Annotated in this window: 12 protein-coding genes and 1 pseudogene; 4 read left to right on the top strand and 9 right to left on the bottom strand. The window is 55.6% G+C overall.

Annotation, left to right across the window (positions count from 1 at the left end; genetic code table 11):
* Positions 1-112: 112 nt before the first annotated feature.
* The 5 genes from J3D54_RS25950 to bcsR form a co-directional block, all read right to left on the bottom strand.
* Positions 113-3,184, bottom strand: a complete 3,072-nt coding sequence (locus tag J3D54_RS25950) for a cellulose biosynthesis protein BcsC (RefSeq protein WP_253424540.1) — start codon at positions 3,182-3,184, stop codon at positions 113-115.
* Positions 3,160-4,308 carry a cellulose synthase complex periplasmic endoglucanase BcsZ gene (gene bcsZ / locus J3D54_RS25945; protein ID WP_253424537.1) on the bottom strand — a complete coding sequence of 383 codons (1,149 nt, stop codon included), beginning with the start codon at positions 4,306-4,308 and terminating at the stop codon, positions 3,160-3,162. The genes J3D54_RS25950 and bcsZ overlap by 25 nt, the downstream gene beginning before the upstream one ends.
* Before the next feature lie 93 nt (positions 4,309-4,401).
* Entirely contained in the window at positions 4,402-6,663 is a 2,262-nt protein-coding gene (gene bcsB / locus J3D54_RS25940; RefSeq protein WP_253424534.1) for a cellulose biosynthesis cyclic di-GMP-binding regulatory protein BcsB, read from the bottom strand.
* Positions 6,660-8,849: a UDP-forming cellulose synthase catalytic subunit gene (gene bcsA / locus J3D54_RS25935; RefSeq protein WP_301293486.1), complete on the bottom strand. Its 2,190-nt coding sequence runs from the start codon at positions 8,847-8,849 to the stop codon at positions 6,660-6,662. The genes bcsB and bcsA overlap by 4 nt, the downstream gene beginning before the upstream one ends.
* 121 nt (positions 8,850-8,970) lie before the next feature.
* Positions 8,971-9,177 carry a BcsR/BcsP family cellulose biosynthesis protein gene (gene bcsR / locus J3D54_RS30460; protein WP_367399633.1) on the bottom strand — a complete coding sequence of 69 codons (207 nt, stop codon included), beginning with the start codon at positions 9,175-9,177 and terminating at the stop codon, positions 8,971-8,973.
* A 631-nt stretch (positions 9,178-9,808) separates the two neighbouring features.
* Between bcsR and J3D54_RS25930 the strand changes: the two genes are divergently transcribed.
* Positions 9,809-11,392, top strand: a complete 1,584-nt coding sequence (locus tag J3D54_RS25930) for a sensor domain-containing diguanylate cyclase (RefSeq protein WP_253424531.1) — start codon at positions 9,809-9,811, stop codon at positions 11,390-11,392.
* 168 nt (positions 11,393-11,560) lie between these two features.
* On the opposite strand, the gene J3D54_RS25925 is transcribed toward J3D54_RS25930, so the two are convergent.
* Positions 11,561-13,825, bottom strand: a complete 2,265-nt coding sequence (locus J3D54_RS25925; RefSeq protein WP_253424527.1) for a bifunctional diguanylate cyclase/phosphodiesterase — start codon at positions 13,823-13,825, stop codon at positions 11,561-11,563.
* A gap of 141 nt (positions 13,826-13,966) precedes the next feature.
* Complete coding sequence (locus J3D54_RS25920; protein WP_253424523.1) at positions 13,967-15,538, bottom strand: methyl-accepting chemotaxis protein; 1,572 nt, start codon at positions 15,536-15,538, stop codon at positions 13,967-13,969.
* A gap of 556 nt (positions 15,539-16,094) precedes the next feature.
* Between J3D54_RS25920 and J3D54_RS30455 the strand changes: the two genes are divergently transcribed.
* The 3 genes and pseudogenes from J3D54_RS30455 to J3D54_RS30445 all read left to right on the top strand — a co-directional run bounded on the left by J3D54_RS30455 (position 16,095) and on the right by J3D54_RS30445 (position 17,644).
* Positions 16,095-16,271, top strand: coding sequence for a LysR family transcriptional regulator (locus tag J3D54_RS30455; protein WP_367399655.1), 177 nt, complete (start codon positions 16,095-16,097; stop codon positions 16,269-16,271).
* A 721-nt stretch (positions 16,272-16,992) separates the two neighbouring features.
* A pseudogene (locus tag J3D54_RS30450) lies at positions 16,993-17,136 on the top strand (ATP-binding domain-containing protein); the annotation flags it as partial.
* Between the two features lie 445 nt (positions 17,137-17,581).
* Complete coding sequence (locus tag J3D54_RS30445; RefSeq protein ID WP_367399654.1) at positions 17,582-17,644, top strand: hypothetical protein; 63 nt, start codon at positions 17,582-17,584, stop codon at positions 17,642-17,644.
* A gap of 195 nt (positions 17,645-17,839) precedes the next feature.
* Here J3D54_RS30445 and J3D54_RS25910 read toward each other — a convergent pair whose 3' ends face one another.
* Complete coding sequence (locus J3D54_RS25910; protein ID WP_301293485.1) at positions 17,840-18,616, bottom strand: DUF2182 domain-containing protein; 777 nt, start codon at positions 18,614-18,616, stop codon at positions 17,840-17,842.
* Positions 18,607-18,873, bottom strand: a complete 267-nt coding sequence (locus J3D54_RS25905) for a hypothetical protein (RefSeq protein ID WP_253424517.1) — start codon at positions 18,871-18,873, stop codon at positions 18,607-18,609. Before J3D54_RS25905 ends, J3D54_RS25910 begins: the two co-directional genes overlap by 10 nt.
* Between the last annotated feature and the right edge of the window lie 108 nt (positions 18,874-18,981).

The following is an 18,981-nucleotide window of genomic DNA, read 5'->3' as shown; positions in this document are numbered from 1 at the left end:
GGCCGTGTGTTTCCAATAAATGAGTCAGCGCATCATGGGTTGTTTCGAAGGCTAATGATTTGGCGCCGATTTCAGTAAGCGTCCAGCCAACACACCTTTCTGGTCCCAACGCTTAGGGCGATGGTATGGGAATTGGACCGGTCATGTCCTCAAACGCGTAGCGTAGGTGCAGACCTGCGATCAATTGCGTGTAGTCCTGCGCGTTGTCCACTCCAAGGTTGCCTCCCATGAACAGGTGTTTGCCAAATTGGTATTCGGCTTTAGCCGCCACGTTGTAGGCGATACCGGTTTTGCTTTGCTTCTCGTAACGGGCCGAAGCGCCAGCAGCGGCTTGAAGTGCGCTGTCGGTGGGGTAGAAATCGGCGCGGTCCTGCTCAAAGTGTTGGACGCCCACTGAACCTTTGAGTCGGTAGCTGACCGACCCTTGACGGAGTGTCCATTCAATGGGGACGCTGCCAGAGTAAAAGCTCTGTGGGCTGAAGTAGCCGCCATTGCCGTAAGTAAAGTAGTTTTGATTGTTGTCGTAGAACAGGCTTGTGAGGTTCAATCCCGCCGTCAAAGAGCTGCTACTGGTCTTGTTCAGGTACCAGTAGATACCCCCACCCAATTCGCTACGAGTATTGGATTCAACGTGGTTCCCCAATAGCTTGTGCCATGCCCCATAGCCGTAGATGCCGACGTCGCCGTTGTCGTAACCCAGTTGTGTTCGGGCACCATTGGCAGTCACGCCGCCCCAACGCAGGCCGCTACGCGAGTCTTGCGCGCCAGCGAAAGACAGCAAGCTGTCGGTTACAGGTCGCCGGGAGATATTGAGGGTGTAGTGGGCTTGTGGATCGACACTCAGGGGGCGATCAAAACTGATGCCGCCAGCCGCGGTGCTATAGAGAAAACCGATGGGCGTGGTTCCCAGATCGGCTTTTAAACCTTGTGCAGAGTCCTCGAAGGAAGCAGAAATACCAGTTCCCTGCGCCTGCTGCACACCAATGGCATTCAGGTCTTTAGTCGAAGCAGCGCCGCCGCTTCCAAAGCGATTGGCTGCGCTTTCACTGACGCTGCCCGCGTCCAGCCAGACGGGTGTGATATGCAGGCCTAACCGAAAGTCATTGAGTGGAATGTTCGCTTCGAAAGGCGATTCTATGTCGGTCAGTTTACCGAGTCCGGACTCACTGTTGTTACTCCGGATATCCAGAGCCTGTACCACATAAGCGCTACGTTCTTCATTAATCCTCTTCAAGGATTGCCGAGTCTCATTATAGTGCTGACGATCCGCTGCATTCAGCGGTTGGCTTTCCAGCCTGGCCAGAACGTCTTGGGCGCGTGCCGGATCGCCGATGTCCAAATAGGCGTCAGCTACTTGAGCGAGCCTTTCAGGTTGCTGTCCTGCCAGTGACTCGCCATGTGCTAATACGCGCCGGCTTTCATGTTTCTGGCCGCTTCTTGCCAGTTCAATGGCCTTTTTTAATTGCAGATGCATGGCGATGTTCATGCCCAGATCGCTCATGTTATCGCTACGTTGCGCGGTAGGGATTTGCTCTAGCGTCGTCTGGGCTTTTTCCCATTCGTCGAACTCTGTTAATAACAGCGCGCTGCTATAGAGTGTGTCAGGTTGCCTGGTTGGGGATGCCAGGAGCCGGTCCAGGACAGCGTGTGCTGCCGGGCGCTCGCCTGTTTCAAGTAACAGATGTGCCAGTGCATAGTGTGTCCACGGATTGGCCGGGTCATTGCGTGCGGCCTCTTCAAAGTAGCGTTTTGCAGTAGGCAAATCCCCTCGCTGCTTTGCAATCGTGGCCAGTTGAGTCGCCCGTATGGCTCGCAGAGGACCTACGCGGTCAATCTGTGTCTGCTCGGCTGGGGTGAGTGTGTCGATCAGCGTCAAGGCTTCATCGGTCTTGCCGGTTTGCGATAGAACGTTTATCAGGCCTTTTCGTGCATCGATGTGCTCAGGATGCCGGGTGAGTATGTGCCGGTAAAGGGTCTCTGCGGCGTCAAGCTTTCTGTCCTGAACCTCGAGAGCGGCCAACGCCAGTTGGCCGGTCGGCTCCTCTGGGTCAAGGCGTATGGCTTGATCGAGCAAGGCCCGAGCTTGCTCCCGTCGGCCAAGGTCCTGTGCGGTACGGGCTTGTCCAAGTATTGACCAATACCGCACATTGTTCAGGGCGGTTTTCCAGTATTTTCCGTTGGGCTGTCGGACGGCTTGCGTCAGTAGCGTTTCAGCTTCGCTCAAGCGCTGTTGTCGCTGGCGCAGGACGCCTATTCCTCCGAGGGCGTCGGCGTCATTGGGGTGGTCCTTGAGGTGTGCCAACAGTTCTCGTTCTGCGCTAATTCGATCGTCATGATCGAGCGCTATTAGTGCGGCTGTCAGATGGGGTTTCTGGCTGGATGGTTTCTCCTTGCTGGCCAGCGCACGTCCTTTATCCAACTGCATCTGAATCTGCGCGTCGTCCGGATGTGCTTTGAGGAAGGCTTCGAAGAGTGGGGTGTGGGAGGCTGGAGGCGGTCCCATCCAGGTCAGCGCCAGGCGCCAGCTGTTGTCCGCATCGGCGTGGGTGGCCGAGCGTGAGGAAAGAAGCGCAAGTTTATGTATGCCTTCAACGCGACTGTCTTCATGGCGAATCAGATGTTTCGCCAGCAATAGCAAGAGCGCCGAATCATCGGGTCTCAACCGAAGCAGGCGTTCCAGGCCCTGGCGTGCTTCGGGCCAGCCATCATCCGTGAAAGCCAGGGTGTTGTAGTACTCGCGAGCGATCTGGCCCTGCGGTAGCCGTCCGTTGAACAGTGAGCGGTACAAGTCGGCTGCTTTTTTCTGTTCACCGGCGTCAGTCAGGCGACGAGCCTCTGTTATACGTTGCCGGCTAGCGTCATTGGCCAGGTCAATGTCTTGCTCAAGCTGGAGCGCCAGTTGTGAGTGGACGGTCTTTAACTTTGATAGATACTGGCGTGCTTTTTCCAGCTGTTTCTGGTGAATCTCTGCTACGCCGAGGCCGTACAAGGCGTCAGCTTGTCCAGGAGCAAGGCGCAGGAGTTTTGTCCAGGTCTGCGCGGCTCGTCGGGAGTCTTCATGCTCCTGCCAGTAGTACCCTTGCTCAATGAGCAAGGCCGCCACATCGCTATTTTCGGCCTGGCCGTCGAGATGCACCATTGCAACGAGTAACCCGATGCCTAGTGTGTTGAGGCGGGCGAGCATGCATTCTCCCAAGGCAGCTGTAGTGTGCCGTCGTCGAGGAATTGATAGCGGTTTTCCGTCCATCCCAGGGCGAACAGGCTGAGCATGTAGTCGTAGTAACGCAGCTGCGCTGTCTGCTTATTGAGCGGGTCCTGGGCTTGTTCCAGGGACTGCTCGACCCTGTGTTGTTGCAGTTCAGCCAGCCATGGCTGGCCCTTGGCTTGAAAGTAGGGGATGAGTGCGGCAGAAAAACCGAACGGGCCGACACCTTGCGTACTGCCGTTGCTCACTTGAACCTTTTCAGGAGGGACACCGGTTGAGGCGGTCGCCATCGCCATACCGTTGAGGCTGGCCAGAATGGGGGCGGCCAGTGGGTCGGTTTTGGCGGTCATGCCGGCCCATAAGTAGACACGTATGGCGTCGTAGCTACCGAGCGGTCCTGCGACAGGATCGGTTACAAACAGTCCCTTTTTGGCCGCGGTGCCACGGTAGCCGACCCAATCAGCGATAAAACCGTTGTGGCTGACCTCGTGCAATAACCGGGCGGTATTCTCGGTGATTTCCTTCCACGGGCCGGCAGGTGCCTCCTTTGTCAGGCGTCGGAGGACAGGGATGGGCAAATAGCTTGGGTTCAGCCGCCAGAGATGATCACTCATAATGAACCCCTCGGGTCCGGGCAGCAGCATTCTTCCAAACCCCGGGAGTGTCACGGTCTGGTGCGATGCGATATTGGCGAGCAAGTGTTCGGCATCACTCTGGTAGTCGGGGCGATGCCACAGTCGGGCGGCCTCAAGCAGCACGTAGGCGAACCAGAGATCGGCATCGGTTGCCGAGTTTGCATCCTGTATAGCCCATTTGTGATCGTCGCCTTGTCCCCAAAGCCAGCCGGGAAGGTGCTTGTCAATCTGTCCCGAGGCCATGTTGGATATCGTCCATCGCCATAACTTGTCGAACAGGGGCTGGTCGTTGGCGACCAGGGCGAAGAACATTGCATAGGACTGTCCTTCCGAAGTGCTGTGCTGCGCTTTCAGGCTGGAGTTCAAGACCCGGCCATCGGCCTGAATGAACTGCTGGGAATATTGCGTCCAGAGCGGCCATGCGGTTTGATCGCAGGCGCTCGCGAACGCTGTTAAAGAGGTCAGCATTGTAAGTAGCAAAAGACTCGGGATCTGTCTTCCAAGTGTTCGCCGAGGTCTATCGCCAGGCAGATGAAGTGTGTTCATGGAGGTTGATTCCGGTCAGTTGCCAAGACGCTGTTGGGCACGGGCGCTTAACGACAAATAAGTCAATACGCTGAACAGCAGAGTGGCGAGGGTGGTAATCAGCAGCAGCCAGCCCAGATGCAGTGAAAGAAACCGTTGTGCGAGCTTGAAAGGCGGCAGGTGCCCTGCGTAGTAGGTTTGTTTTGTCGCCATTACCTGAGCGTGCCTTTCTTTGATTGCCACCAGGCTGCCTTGGATAGACTGATCATTGAGCTCGCCGGTAATCAGCGTTGCTGTTGCCTCGGCCAGGGCGTCTTGATGGCACCCGGAGATAACGACAGCACTGCGCCCGCGGCTAAGCGGCGACTCGAATCCGCTCAGGTAAGTACAACCGTCCGTTTCGAGGTGCTCAAGGTTGATATAGCGGGTGGAGCGAAAGTTGATCCAGTTGCGCAGGGTTGAGAGTAAGCTGGAGAACTCAAATTGTGGCGCAGTCTGCACCTGGTCGCTCGGCAGCAGGTCGGCCCAATGCTCAAGCAAAGGTTGGTTGGCACCGGAGGCGAGTATCAGCAGGTCCTTGTCGTATAGCTTGTCGATCTGCTGTGCTTGAACCACTGTCACGGCAAGTGCGGGATATCCTGTGATTCTGCCAAAGTGACCGAGTACGTTCAGGTACGCACTGACTTCCGCTGTCCCGAACTTGTCGGGCAGGACAATCGCGCTCTCGGACAGGTCGGCCATTTGGGTGAAGGGAAAGCCGCTGCCCTTGAATACACCCAGGTCGGGCATTGCAATAAAGTGTTCGTAGTGGCTGAAGTCAAGGGTTGAGTCCGGCTCGACTGCAGCTTGTGCGTTATCGAAAGTGAAGTTCCGGCACTCAATCTGGATGAGATCGTCACACGAGAAATGCAGTTTAAGACTCGAGTGCGTTGGAATGGCATCCAGGGGTAGGAGGATGTGGCTATTTACGGTCTGGTTTTTGTTGTTTTTCAGCAAGGCATACAGGTGATCGAGAATGCCCATTTCGATATTTGGTGTAATGGGGACTGAGGTTATATAGGTGTCGTTAAGGCTCACGTTTATTGACGCATTGCGCGGGATCGACGGTGCCGAGTAGCGATATTTCAAGTTGAGCGGCACACCGCTTTGACGCCAGCCGAACAGGTCTGGCGCACGGCGCAGTGCAACATCAATGCTCCCTTGATTATGGGCCGAGGCTTTGAGCATCTTCGGATTAACCAATTCGTCGAGTCTGACCGGGCGGTCGCTAGGTATCCAGTTGGGCGCATCAAACGGCTGACGCGAGGGTGCAGGATCAAGGTGAGCGATAGTGGCGCGATTGCCAGACAAGGTCTGACTGCCGATGACCAATGCCATCGTTGCGCGCTTGAGCTCCTCAGCATTGCGCCCGGCGATGATCAGTAACTTGCCGTACGGATCGTTTGGATTGGTGATCAGTGACAGGGTCGCGTTTTTGGGGTGGGGTACCTTCAAGTCGCTCAGTATCGGAGCGTTACTACCATTGACCAGAACAATGGCATTGCCTTGTTTCGGTAGCTCGTTGAAGCTGCTCGGGAACATCGCTTCGCGAGAGCCGGCTTGTGCGCCGAACCAGGATGATATTGCGCCCGCAGCTTCCAGGGTGGTTTGATCCGCAGCTGTAGCAAATACAAAAGGCAGCACTAACCTTCGGGTATCACGGCGATCGAAGAACGGCTCGGGAAGGATGGCGAGGTCATCCGGCAGCGTGATCGGCATCACATTCAAGTCCAGATAACTGGTGTTGATGATCCTGGCCCACAAGTGGGTGGGCTGTGATGGATCGCTCTGGGGGATGTCGTGCTCAATGAGTTGCAGTGTGAGTTGGTTGTAGTCGGTGATGAATTGCGCTGGAAGATCGATGACCTGAGTGTGTTGATTACGGCTGCTATCGCCAGCGAGCGGAAGGCTGGTGACCACTTGATTGTTCATCAACACGTTGATCTGCGGTGGAGTGCCGACCCCGGCGGATGAATAGCTGTAGTGCAATGTCAGGCGTGCTTGAGACACAACTTCATCGGCCCGAATATTGAATCTCATGGTATCGCTGGGGGTGGCCCTGTTCAGATTTACCCAATGAGCGTTTCCCGGTTGATTCAGGGGCAGGTGATATCCGGTGTTGGCAATTTGGCTGGTTGCCGTTTGGGTCGCCGCGAAGGCGGGGAAACTTGCGCCAAGGCACAGCACCGACAAGGCGAGCGCTGTGAGTGCGTCGCGGCTGAAGTGCCTCTCGTTGCGAGCAAAATACTTCCGTGTCATGCGGCGCTCGCCGAGCTTTCGAGTGATTTTGATTGCTTGCGACTGACCTTCAGGAAACTGGTCGTTTCCTTGGTAACCGCACTGAGTAGCCCCACTATGCCTTTAAGGCCCGCCAGGCAGACGCTACCCAACGCTACTAGAGGTTTGTCCTCTCGACTATGCCCCCAGGTTGAGACCCATATGTCCGCTCTTGAAAAGGTCAGGCGAACCAGTTCGCTCTGTTGGCGCAAGTCGAGTTCATTGAACTGTGCGCCAACGGTCGATCCCTGGCTGAACATGACGGTGGCCGGGAAGAGGCTGGATTTAGTCTTGCGCGCTAGTGCTATTTGTATCTGCTCTCCCGGAGCAAGCGTTGTTCCTGCCGGCAAGGTGAAGCCTAAGCCACTTTCTGAAAAGTCCCGAGTAACGCTAGCAATTCGAGTTCCATCGGCACGATGGATTTGCACTGGTAAGGCCGCGTCTACTCTTGGTTTTGAGCGAACCTGCCGGGTTTCGCTGGCGACGCCCAGCGCGGCGCTGATAATCACAAGGTTGTAGAGCGTCCAGGCCAGATTCACCAGTAGTGTGCTGGGAGTACTGCTTTGGGTCATAAGCCCGACGACACCGAAGATCAGCCCCACCAGATTAAGGACCAACAGCACGATGCAGGGGCGGGCCTGTTGCCAGTCAAAAAACGTCTTTTCAATCACCCCGCCTTTATCGGTTACGTTAAAACCGCCGGCTTTTGGGTTGATGAGAGCCATAAGTACCGGGCGTAAAATGTGCCATGCCAATACTGTTTCGTAGATCTCATTCCAGAACGAGTGTCGAAACCGACCCTGGATACGGGAGTTGGTCAGCGTGGACAGAATAATGTGGGGGAACACAAAGGCGCTGATCATTGATGCGGAAGCATGGAATATATGGGCATCAAACATCAGGTAAGCCAGTGGTGCTGTGAGAAAAACCAGGCGCGGGAGGCTGTAGAAAAAATGCAGCATGGCGTTCAGATAACACAACCGCTGACCGAGGTTTAAGCCTTTGCCGAGTAACGGATTGTCGGTGCGGAAAATCTGGGTCATTCCCCGAGCCCAGCGAATGCGTTGATTGATGTGGCGGGACAGGCTTTCTGTTGCCAGGCCCGCCGCCTGAGGAATGGCAAGGTAGGCAGTGTCATAACCACAACGATTGAGCTTGAGTGCTGTGTGCGCGTCCTCGGTGACGGTTTCAACGGCTATGCCACCGATTTCGAGTAGCGGGGGACGACGGATGACCGCACACGAACCGCAGAAGAAACTCGCATTCCAGAGATCGTTTCCGTCCTGGATGAGTCCGTAGAAAAGCTCTCCCTCGTTGGGCACGGAGCGGAAAGTACGCAGATTTTTCTCGAATGGATCGGGTGAGAAAAAGAAGTGGGGGGTTTGTAGCAGTGCCAGCTTCGGGTTTTTTAGAAACCAGCCCATACACACCTGCAAGAAGGCGCGAGTAGGTATGTGGTCGGCATCGAAAAAGGCAATGTATTGGCCATCGGTAACCTTGAGTGCTTCGTTCAGGTTGCCAGCCTTCGCATGGTGGTTATTGTCGCGGGTGATGTAACCAACGCCAGCTTGCTGGCAAAAAGTGCGGAACTCCTCTCGTCGTCCGTCATCCAGGACATAGACTCGGAGTTTGTCCTTGGGCCAGTCGATAGCCCTGGCGGCCAGTACTGTCAGCTTTACGATGTCCAAGGGCTCGTTGTAAGTGGGGATGAACACATCAACGGTTGGCCATTCGCCGGGATCGGTTTGCAGCAGGGCAGGTTGGCGACCTAGTGGCCATGCGGTCTGCAGGTAGCCGAGCAGCATGATCAGCATGGCGTAGAGTTCAGTGGCCACCAGACCATAGCCGAAGAAGCAGTCCAGCCAGCCGTCGAAGCCAAGCGTGGACGTCAGTCGCCAGTACAGGTAGCGCAATGAAGCGATCAGTGACAGGGCTATCATCGCAAGGATTGGAAGCCTGCCTGTGGCGACTCTGATCAACAGGGTGGCAGCCAGGCAGATAAAAGCAAAAGCGCACTGTTGTTCGAAGTCCAATGGCACTGTTACGACGAGGGCCATCAGCAGGAAACCAATTGCGCAGGTCGAAACACAAAGTGCCAGACGCACGGGGCGAGGCCAGGCGGTCAGGCAAGTCCTGGATTTTTCGAGCCACACAGGAGTGCCTTCCATGGGTATTGATGCTCTGTGGTGCGCTATGTCAAAGAGACGAAAGCGAATATCTAATCGGTTGTTTTGTCAGGCAGTCAGAAAGATCTGATGTTTAAACCAGGTATTCTTAGGTGCTGCTCCTTTAGTGCTCGCGTTGGCTAAGTGTTAAGGGCGGGGGGGGGATGGGGGAACGGTGGTTCTCTGGTTTTTGCGTCACATTGGAGGAGGTGGACTGCACGGCTTTAGCTTCATCGGTGAGTTCGTGATTCGCACCAATGTCCCAGTACCTGTCGGGGCTTGCGCCGAATCGACTGAACAGATTTTTAATGTCGTCATCAACGCTATGCATCGCGGGTTGTTACTCAGGTGAAGTTCAGGTGCTAAGCCTTGCCTATTACAAGTCAACACAGGCTAGTGCGAACAAAGCCAGATGATTGTTGGCGTGTGCGGGTGTCTGTATAATAGACTTTTGTGGTTTGATGTTGTAGTACATTTCTAAAAAATACATAAATCCAAAAATGGACTTTAGATATCTATTTTTGGATGAGTAATAAGTCCAAGATTCTCTTGGTCAGTACGTTTGAGTGAATATTGAACTCGGCCTTGGTGGGCTCAATGGTGACAGGATTACAGGGAAGTACCTATGGAAGGCGAAGAGGGCATCCCGTCCATCGAAGCCCTCTGATAGCGTGCTTCCTGCTCAGCCCAAATATCTCTAATGGCCGTAAGCAGATTTTTCCTGTTTTGGTTCGGATGTAGGTTTTCTGCAATGTCGGCGGGTACGCCCTGACACATAGATTGCAATTGACCGTCCATTCGGATGCGGATAACCAGCGGTGTACAGCCCCATTCATTTATCTGCACCTTATGTCCGATCGGGTAAAGTCGTCATTCCGATCATAAGCACGATCCCATCAGCCCCCTGAGTAACCTGGCCGCTAATTGTTTACCCAGCCAAGTACTCTACTCTCCGGTGTTATATGACTGGTTCGATACGGCGTCTCTTTGAGCGACTGAACAAGCACATCCATTCTTTTGGCATGTTCTTCTGTTTGCTCATGAGTGTCGTCATTGCCGGGGGGCTGTGGCTTCCCGATAGCAGCGGGTATTTACGTGGGCTGAGCGGGTTTGCCCTGATCGTTCAGGCGCTAGTGCTCTGCCTGCTGCATTTTTCGTTACGTCTTCGCCAAATATATTCTAAAAGGCACCTTGAGGAGCTGACTGAGCGCAAAAGTAATATCAAAGCCCTGAATGCACGCTTACGTAATCTGATAAACGCGGTGGCCCAAGTGGCCGTTGTTACTACGGACTCTCTCGGGCGCACTTTACTGTTCAGCGATGGTGCTGAAAAGATGTTTGGTTTCAGTCGCGAAGAAATGCTGGGGCTCGATCATATCGATATATTATATGCACAGGGAAAAATTGTTGGCGGTGGCCTCGCTCCAGGCAATCCGATTCATCTCCCGCTAACCGACACGCAGCTACTCCATTCACTGTCCAAGTATGATGGCTCGAGCTTAAGCGTCGAGCGGACCTACCGCCGCAAGGATGGCAGTCACTTTATCGGTGAGTTGCGACGTGCGGAGATCATTGATGCAGACTCCGGACAAGTTGAGCATATCAACGTCATCATCGATGTCAGCGAGCGGATCGCCCTGCTGAACAAAATCAGTGAAGGCAACGCCTTCTTGAAACGACTCACTCAACGCATTCCTAACGTGCTCTATCAGTACCATCTACGAGAGGAGGGCGAGAGTTATTTTTCCTACTGCAGTCCGAGTCTTGAACACGTTTTTGAGCTCAAACCTGAAGAGGTTCTCAATATCGGTTTCAACCAAAACCCCGTGTTCAGACGAGTCCACGAGGAAGACCTTGCGCTGATTCACGCGGCAACCATGAAGTCCGCCGAAACGGGCGAACCCTGGGCATGTGATTTTCGGGTCAACCTGCCGAAGAAGGGCACTCGTTGGTTGCGCGGCGAGTCTTATGCAGAACGACAGGTCGATGAGACGCTCGTCTGGTATGGCTCGTTCACCGATATCACTGAGCTGAAAGGCCGTGAGACGGCATTACGAGTGCAGGCTATCACGGACGAACTAACGGGCATTTACAATCGACGTTACTTTATGGCTAGCCTCCAACAACAGGTTGATCTGGCACACCGATACGGCTCCTCGTTTTCGCTGATCGTGTTGGATCTCGATCACTTCAAGTCGATCAATGATCGCTGGGGGCATGAAGGCGGCGATCGGGTGCTTAAGGAAACCTGTCGTCTGATTGGCCAGCGCTTACGCAGCAGCGATGTGTTCTGTCGCATCGGTGGCGAGGAGTTCGCAATTCTCTGTCCCTCCACCCAGACCGAGCAGGCCGCAAGTCTGGCCGAGTCCTTGCGCCAGTCGGTGGCCAGTCATGTCATTGCCTCGATAGGCCCGGTGACGGCAAGTTTTGGTGTCGCTTGTTGGCAAAAAAGGCTGGATGGGCAGGCGCTGTTGCGCCTGGCAGATGAAGCCACCTATAGCGCCAAGCAGGCAGGGCGTAATCGTGTTCATGTGGATTTTCAGTAAAAATGGGCGGTGGCAATCATGCGTTCGACTGATCCCGCCAGTTGCAGACATGACGTATACCAAGTTTACAGGACGCCATCGAAGGTAGTTTAACCAGGGCAAGCTCCAGAATCTTTTAGAACAGCAGTTGTCTCTTACAGCAGAAGGTCGAGAAAGCCGGCGAGTTGCTTAGATCTGATCGACCTCGATGACTTTGGCAGAGCGCTCCAGCCACTCAGCGGCCAGGGCTGGCGAGAGTGGGCGGCTGAATAGATAGCCTTGTAGTTCATGGCAGCCGGCAGCGCGCGCCCCCTCGGCCTGGGCCTCCGTCTCAACACCCTCGGCCACCACCTTAAGTTCCAGCGCGGCAGCCAACTGGCAGATCGCCCGCACCACCGCGCTGGCGGTATGCTGGGGTATGGCCTCGATCAGGCTGCGGTCGATCTTGATCGCGTCCAGCGGCATGCTGCGTAGCAGATTCAGCGAGGAAAAGCCGGTGCCGAAGTCGTCCAGCGCTACCTTGATGCCCAGGTCCTTGAGTCGGGTGATACGCTCGTGCGCCTGCTCGGCATCACGTACTGCAACGGTCTCGGTCACCTCCAGAGTCAGTAGGGCCGCTGGTAGGGCGAAGGTCTGCAAGGTGCGCACAACAAAGTCGGGGAAGCTCGGGTCCTGCAGCTGCAAGGGCGAGACATTGACGGCCACCGGCACGGCGCGGCTACCGCCCCGTAGCCAGATGCTCTGCTGGCGGCAGGCCTTCTCCAGCAGTAAGGCGCCCAGCGGAATGATCAGACCGGTGCGCTCAGCCACCGGAATGAAGTCGTCCGGACTGATCACCCCATAACCCGGTCGGTGCCAGCGCGCCAGAGCTTCAAAGCTCTGGAGGGCGCCGCCATGAGCTGCTACCTTGGGCTGGTAGACCAACTGGAACTCAGCGTTGTTCAACCCGGCCCGCATAGCCTGTTCGGTCAGCATGATGGCGCTGTTGCGCTCCATCCCTGCCTTGGCCCAGCGCACCGACGTGCCAGGATCCTGCTTGGCCTCGTGCATGGCCATGCTGGCCTCGCGTAACAGGCTGTCGGCGTTGGCCGCGGTGTCGGGGAAGCGCGCCACGCCGATGGACGCGTCCATATAGATTTCTTGCTCGCCGATGGTTATTGCGCGGGTCATGCGGTCGCGCAGGCGCTGAGTCAGCTCGCGCAGCGCCGGCAGGTCTACGTTTTGCGTCAGCAGCAAGACGAACCCATTCTCTCCCAGATAGGTGATTTTGGTCTGCGGTTCGAACTCGGCGCGAAGCAGGGCGGCAAAGGCCCGCAGCACATTGTCGCCGATGGCATGACCATAGGCTTCGGTGAGTTGGGTGAAGCGGTCCAGGTCTAGCCAGACCAAAGCTACCGGCTGGGTGCCGGCACAGAGCTCGTGCAGACGCTGCAGCAGCGCGCCGCGGTTGGGCAGGCCGGTTACCGGGTCATGCGTGGCCTGGTGCAGCAAGGTCTTGGCGGCGTTGAAGCGCTCGGTATCGTCGCTGACCACCAGATGCTCGGCTGGCCGGCCCTCCCAGCTGACACACCAGGAGGAAAACATAAGTCGCACCAGCGTGCCATCGCTACGCTGGCGCTCGCCCTCCCATTGATCATACTGCAGGCTGCCGTCGAGCAAGGCCCGGTGCCTTATGTCGACGATCTCCCGCAGCGTCGGCGGCATCTCCTTCCGGAAGGCCTCGAAAGCGCTCGTATGCGACACGCCATAGATACGCAGCAGGGCCTCGTTGGCATACAACACATGGTTGCCGCGGATGACGGCCACGCCCTGATGGGAATGCTCGGTTAGGTAGTGCAGTTGCTCGCGCAGCCGGCTCGACTCGATGCTGGCGCGGTACAGTGCTGCATGCAGCAGGCCGATACCCAGCACAAGGCGCAAGCCCGCGGCCACACAGGCTTGCTGCGCCAGCAGGGCCTCACCACCGACTGCATAGGTGAACTGGTTCAACCCCAGCAGCACGAGCAGCACGCCGACCAAGCGCTCGGTGCGGCCTTGATTCCACAGCCACCGTAATGCCGAAAGGCCTAGCACAACATTGCAGCAGGCAAAAAAGCCCTGAGTGGTTTCGAGCCCGAAGCCCAGTATGGTGGCCAGGAAGGCCGGCGTCAGCGCCAGGCCGATGCCCAGGCATTGAACACGACTCAAGGGCCGACCGATCAGCTCCCGCAAGCCCGCAGCCATCGTGACCTGGCTCAACACCGCAATGCTGAGCACCAAGGCGACCCCGACCGAATGGACTAGGAACTCCGGCTGGTGCCACAGAAAATAGGCGACCCCACCAAAGGTCTGTGCCACGAAGTTGATACCTAGCAAACGGGTGAAGCCCTGCCGAGGCACGCGCATCCAGACCAGCCAGAGCGCTAGACCGACTATTAGATTGACTGTGATGTGGAACGTGAATGCGTAAATCATTGGGTTCGATGAGGGGGGGTGGTGGATGGTGGGTCCGGATTGCTAAGCCCAAATTAATGGCGGAGCCAGACTCACGATCAGTCCAGCCCGGGCACAGGCCTTATATGGCTTAAAGGAATTGCACAAGAGTTGCTCGACGCCTTACACCTTGAAGCGTCTAACCAGACTTTGCAGTTCTCCCCCGAGTTGAGCCAGCTCAACACTGGAGGCAGCGATCTCGGCGCTGGCTGTCGCCGACTGGTCGGCGGTTTCACGCACATTTAGAACGCTACGGTTGATTTCCTCGGCCACCGCGGTCTGCTCCTCCGCAGCAGTGGCAATCAACATGCTCATTTGCTGGATATCGGATACCTGTTGCGTGATCGTTGCCAAGGCGTTCCCGGTGTTGCGCACGCCGGTGACGGTCGATTGAGTCTGCTGCACGCTCGCTTGCATCATTCGCGAGCTTTCCTGGGCGATATGCTGCAAGCCTTCGATCAGACTTTCGATTTCTTCCGATGACTGTTGAGTACGCTGCGCCAGGCTGCGCACTTCGTCCGCGACCACAGCAAAACCGCGACCGGCCTCTCCAGCGCGCGCCGCTTCAATAGCCGCGTTGAGCGCTAGTAGATTGGTTTGCCCAGCGACCGTTTTGATAACATCAAGCACGCCACCGATACGCTCGCTTTCCTGATGAAGGCGGGTCATCGATTGGGCTGACATGCCTACCTCGCGGGCAAGTGTTTCTATCTGGGTCACCGCTTGCTGCGATACATCCAGTGCATTGCTGGCCTCGTGGTCGGCTTTTTTTGCCGCACTCGCTGCCTCTTCCGAGTTGCTAGCCACCTCCAGTACGGTGGCCGTCATTTCATTCATTGCAGTCGCTACCGAGTCGGTTTCGCTCTTCTGGCTGTCGATACCGGCCTGAGTTTGTGTCGTGATAGTCGCCAACTGACTGGCGGATGCCGCAAGCCGATGCGAGCTGCCGCCGATCTGCGAGATAACGTCGCGCAAGCGTTGAGTCATGTTGTTGATCGACCGCAGAAGCTGGCCCAATTCGTCAGCGCGGTCGCTGTGCAGTTCCACGGTCAGATCGCCGTTGGCAATGCGCTCCGAAGCCCGCAAAGCCTGTTGCAACGGGACAACAATCTGGCGGCCGATAATCCAGGCAATCAGCCCCCCCAGTACCAGCGCAAACAATGTGACGCCCCCAAGGATCGCGACAACAAGATCCACACTTGTCTTGGCGCGAGTCTCTTCGGCAGCATACAACTCATTGATCTCGCCTTGTAAGGAAGATAGCGATTCATTCAGTTTGATCGCTGCTTGCGTTACATCTGCTCCGGCCTGAGTCTGCTGGTGCGTAACGATATAGGCGCGCAATTTTTCGTCCAGGCGCATTATTGAATCCCGATCCTCCAGCGGCCAACCACCGGTGCGAATATCATCCAATACGCTGGAGAGCATCTGTTGCATGTTTTTCAGGTTGGCATCGTGTTTGGCAAGCTGCTCTGAGTCTGCGGTCAAGGCATAGACGAAATTGGCGTCGCGAGAGAAGACCGTTTGGTCGAACAGATTGCCGAGTCGATTGATCCGCTTCAAGGATTGCCCATCGCTACGCAGTCCATACAAACCGGTCAAGGCGAGTAATACGGCCAAAGCCAATAACAATCCAAATCCCAACCCCAGTTTTTTGGTGACGGTCAGATGCTCTAATGCAAATCCGTTCGACATAGACGACAACCTCGTTATTCCAGTTTGTTCAGGGCATATTGATGCCGTATCTTCGAAATATTTCGATAAACAACCGTAGAGTGTGCTTTTTTCGAACAAGAAAAAACATCAGTCCACTTTTTGAATATTGCGTTCGGCAGGGTTATTGATACCCGACAGGGGGGTGTCTGGTTACTTGAAGTGCGCACTATTTTGGTGTCTTGAGGGTAGTGTTGAAGTGCCATCACAGCATAGCATTGCTCTTCCTAAGAAGGAATAAACCACCGCAAATCCAAAAATGGATGTCTGAAATCCGTTTTTGTATATTTGTTGTTCGGGCGGTTATTGATAAGGTCGGCGCGGTCAACAAAGACTGATTTAATGAGCGTGCCAATAATTCAAAAGCAGATGGCATTCGATACATTTTCAATGTGTCAGTGTGCCTGCCACTCGAAAGTGGTAATTGATTTTTTTGGGGCAGTCTGTTTGGGTGTGAAGGGCAGTCATGTTCGATGCTTAGCTGTGTTTGTTCAAATCGTCCGAAGCGGAAGTATTTCAAAGGCCAGTAAAACTGGGCGTGTCAGCCAATACCCTTGGTCGTCGCTTGGCCAATCTGGAACAACTCCTGGGAACACCTCTTCTTTTTCGTTCGACCCGAGCCCTTCGTTGTACCCCTGCGGGCGAGCAGCTATACAATCAGAGTGTCAAAAGTGTCGATACACTTCGCGCGACGATAGAATCACATATTTTTTAGAAACATCGATTTCTTGTCGGTGTATTCAGCCGGTGAGCTTCCAACGGCCCGTAGGATTTCTGACTTGAAAGTGCTGGGTAGAGCGCGAAACTCTTCACCGCAGTTTCGGTGCTGGTTGCTGGTTTGAGTGCGCTGGCGGGACTGAAGAATGGCATCCTCTTCCAGTTTCAATCTCCCATCGCTGTCCTCGCCTTCGTATCGTTCGCTGTGGCAGCTTTTGCCATCGCATGCGCTTGGGGTCATGCCTTGAGTGCCCTCAGCATCAAGGCCTAAGGTTCTGAGGATTCAAATATCCTCCAGTGATCGGAGCAACGGTAACCTACAAGCGCAAGCCGTGGTGGCAGAGTTGGCGCGGTTGATTGCATTGGAAGAAAACGGTGCATGGGACGGTTGTGCGATTTTGGGGCGAACCCATGCGTTTCTTAAACCGGTTCAGGCATGGTGCGAGCTCAACGGGGGGCCTTATTTTTTTTCCTCAGAGAAGGAGGACTCGATACCCTGATTCGACAGCGCGGATTCTTGAAGGCGATTGAGTTTTTGCGTTCCGTTGGAGCGCCAACGCCAACGGGAGAGGTGATGTCGATATTGCAGCCTCATCTGCAGGACGCCCTCTGGCTGGAGTTCTTCGAGAGCGCTTTTCTCTGTCTCAGGCAAGAGATAGGCGATTGTCAGCTGGCTCTATGAATACCCCCGAGCGCTTCGTAAGCAGGGTTTTAAGGGGTTGTACCTTGGCACCGTGCATTCGGCAAAGGGACTCGAGTTTCACCACGTTGGATTACTGGATGGCGGCTGGAGTACTGAGGCCCTGAGTCTCGATGCCGAACGACGTTTGTACTATGTCGGCATGACGCGGGCAGAAGAAACACTAACGCTCTGTGAGTTCGATTCGGGCAATCCGTTCAGTCGCCAGCTTTCGCGCGATGTACCGTCGGAAAGGCACGATGGGGAATTCGATCCCCGACTGGCACGATGCTACATTCAGTTAACGCTTGGAGAAATCGACATAGGGTTCGCAGGCAGCAGTACCGCCTCACAACCACTCCACAGAGCTGTCGCCGAACTCCAAGTCAGTGATCCGCTAACCTTCAAGTACCACGGCGATCGTTATTTGCTGCTGGATGCGCTGAGGCGAATCGTAGGTCGTACTGCCAAAAGCTTTGTGCCGGACATCGCGGTTGATCAGTGTCATGTTGAGGGCATTGTGGTGAGGTACGCAGCGGAAGGTGATCCACAATTTCATGCTTCACTAAAGGTGGAAGCATGGGAAGTTGTGATCCCGAGGGTGTCGGGTATGCCTCGATCAAAGTCACATGACCCGAGCCTTCAAAAAAGTAGTGGGCGTCACCCCCGGCAGTTTCCGCAACAGTGGCTGACTCACTCGAGTCGACAATTACTGTGCGACTGGAAGATTGCAGCCTCACCTTCACCCGGCAGGATATTTGGGGAAGTCCTGTAACGTTCTAGGGAACGCTGTACTTTGCGATCTCGAATGTCGATCGGTGTTACGAGTCAGTGAGAGACAAGACCGCAATCGCCTGGCCACCCCAAGACATGCCAGACAAACACGCCTAACTATGGGGACGCTCCGTATTGCGCTTAGTGAGGAGGGTGTAAAGGTAAACCGGTGAAAAAAGCGGGTGCCAGCACCAACGCGGCGGCCCAGGTGGGGTGAGCCGTTCAACCAGCATGATGATGCCTGCGAGCAGCATCATCGGAATGTGCCATGCCCCGCTAACAAGCGGCACGAGCATCCAGGCCCAGCACGAAACGATACAAAAGACGCCATGCGTCATGCCAAATATCAGACAATCCCTGTCGGCAGCCCAGCCGAACATACCTATTCGGCGCAGTAGATGGCCCCGATTGAGTGCTGCACGGTGCCACGGGCTTGCGCTCCATAGCATCGCGATCAGCAGCGCCACGGCGAGGGCGTTTTTTATGACAGCAATCTGTAGCAACAACGCTAGGGCTGTCAGAATGGGACCCACTGCCATCCACAGCGCACAGTAACCGAGCAGGAACCCGACTGACGCTCGTATTCGCCTGCTTGGCAGGCTAGAGCGCCAGACATGCATGAGTGGCATCGCCAGAAGGGGCGGCATCATGGCCAAAAGCATCAGGGCCCAACCCGCCAGGATTCGGTGGAGAGGGTTCAGTGCGAGTTCCGCTTGCAGCGCTGCGGGCCAACTCGTGATGATCGATAGCCCATTCGCGGTCACGCAAAACGCGGGACCTTCTGTGTTCACCTCGTTGTAAACGGAAAGGGCCAGGCCGAGTCCCGCCGTGGCCAAAAGCAATGGCCAGGGGGCGTAAGTACAACTGCGTAGAACTGGGCCTAGCCGCATGATGTCGCTCTCAACTCACGACACCACATCGCATGAGAACGCTTACCCACCCAGTCAGGGGAGCAGGGTCGCAGCGGTATGTTGCCCGTCGCCACTTGTTGGTAGATGTTGCCGGCGAGTTTCATCACCGTGTCGTAGCTGGCCAGGTCGAGGCCTTGCCTGGCCATATGCTCCCGGTCTTCGGAAGTGAACATATCGCGGATCTGCCCATACCAGGTTGGGTTGGTGATAGGCGCTGTGGTGGAGGTTATTGTCATGCCCGACTCCTTGTCGTTAATAACAAAAAAAGTTCCAGTGGACCGAATCCTGGTCGCCAGCATGCTCGTGCTCAAACGCATGCGTCTTGCTCGAAATGCCCTGGCGAC

Source organism: Pseudomonas sp. GGS8 (assembly GCF_024168645.1).
GTDB lineage: Bacteria > Pseudomonadota > Gammaproteobacteria > Pseudomonadales > Pseudomonadaceae > Aquipseudomonas.
The sequence above is the reverse complement of the archived record's forward strand: the minus strand, read 5'-3'. Positions and strand labels throughout refer to the sequence as shown.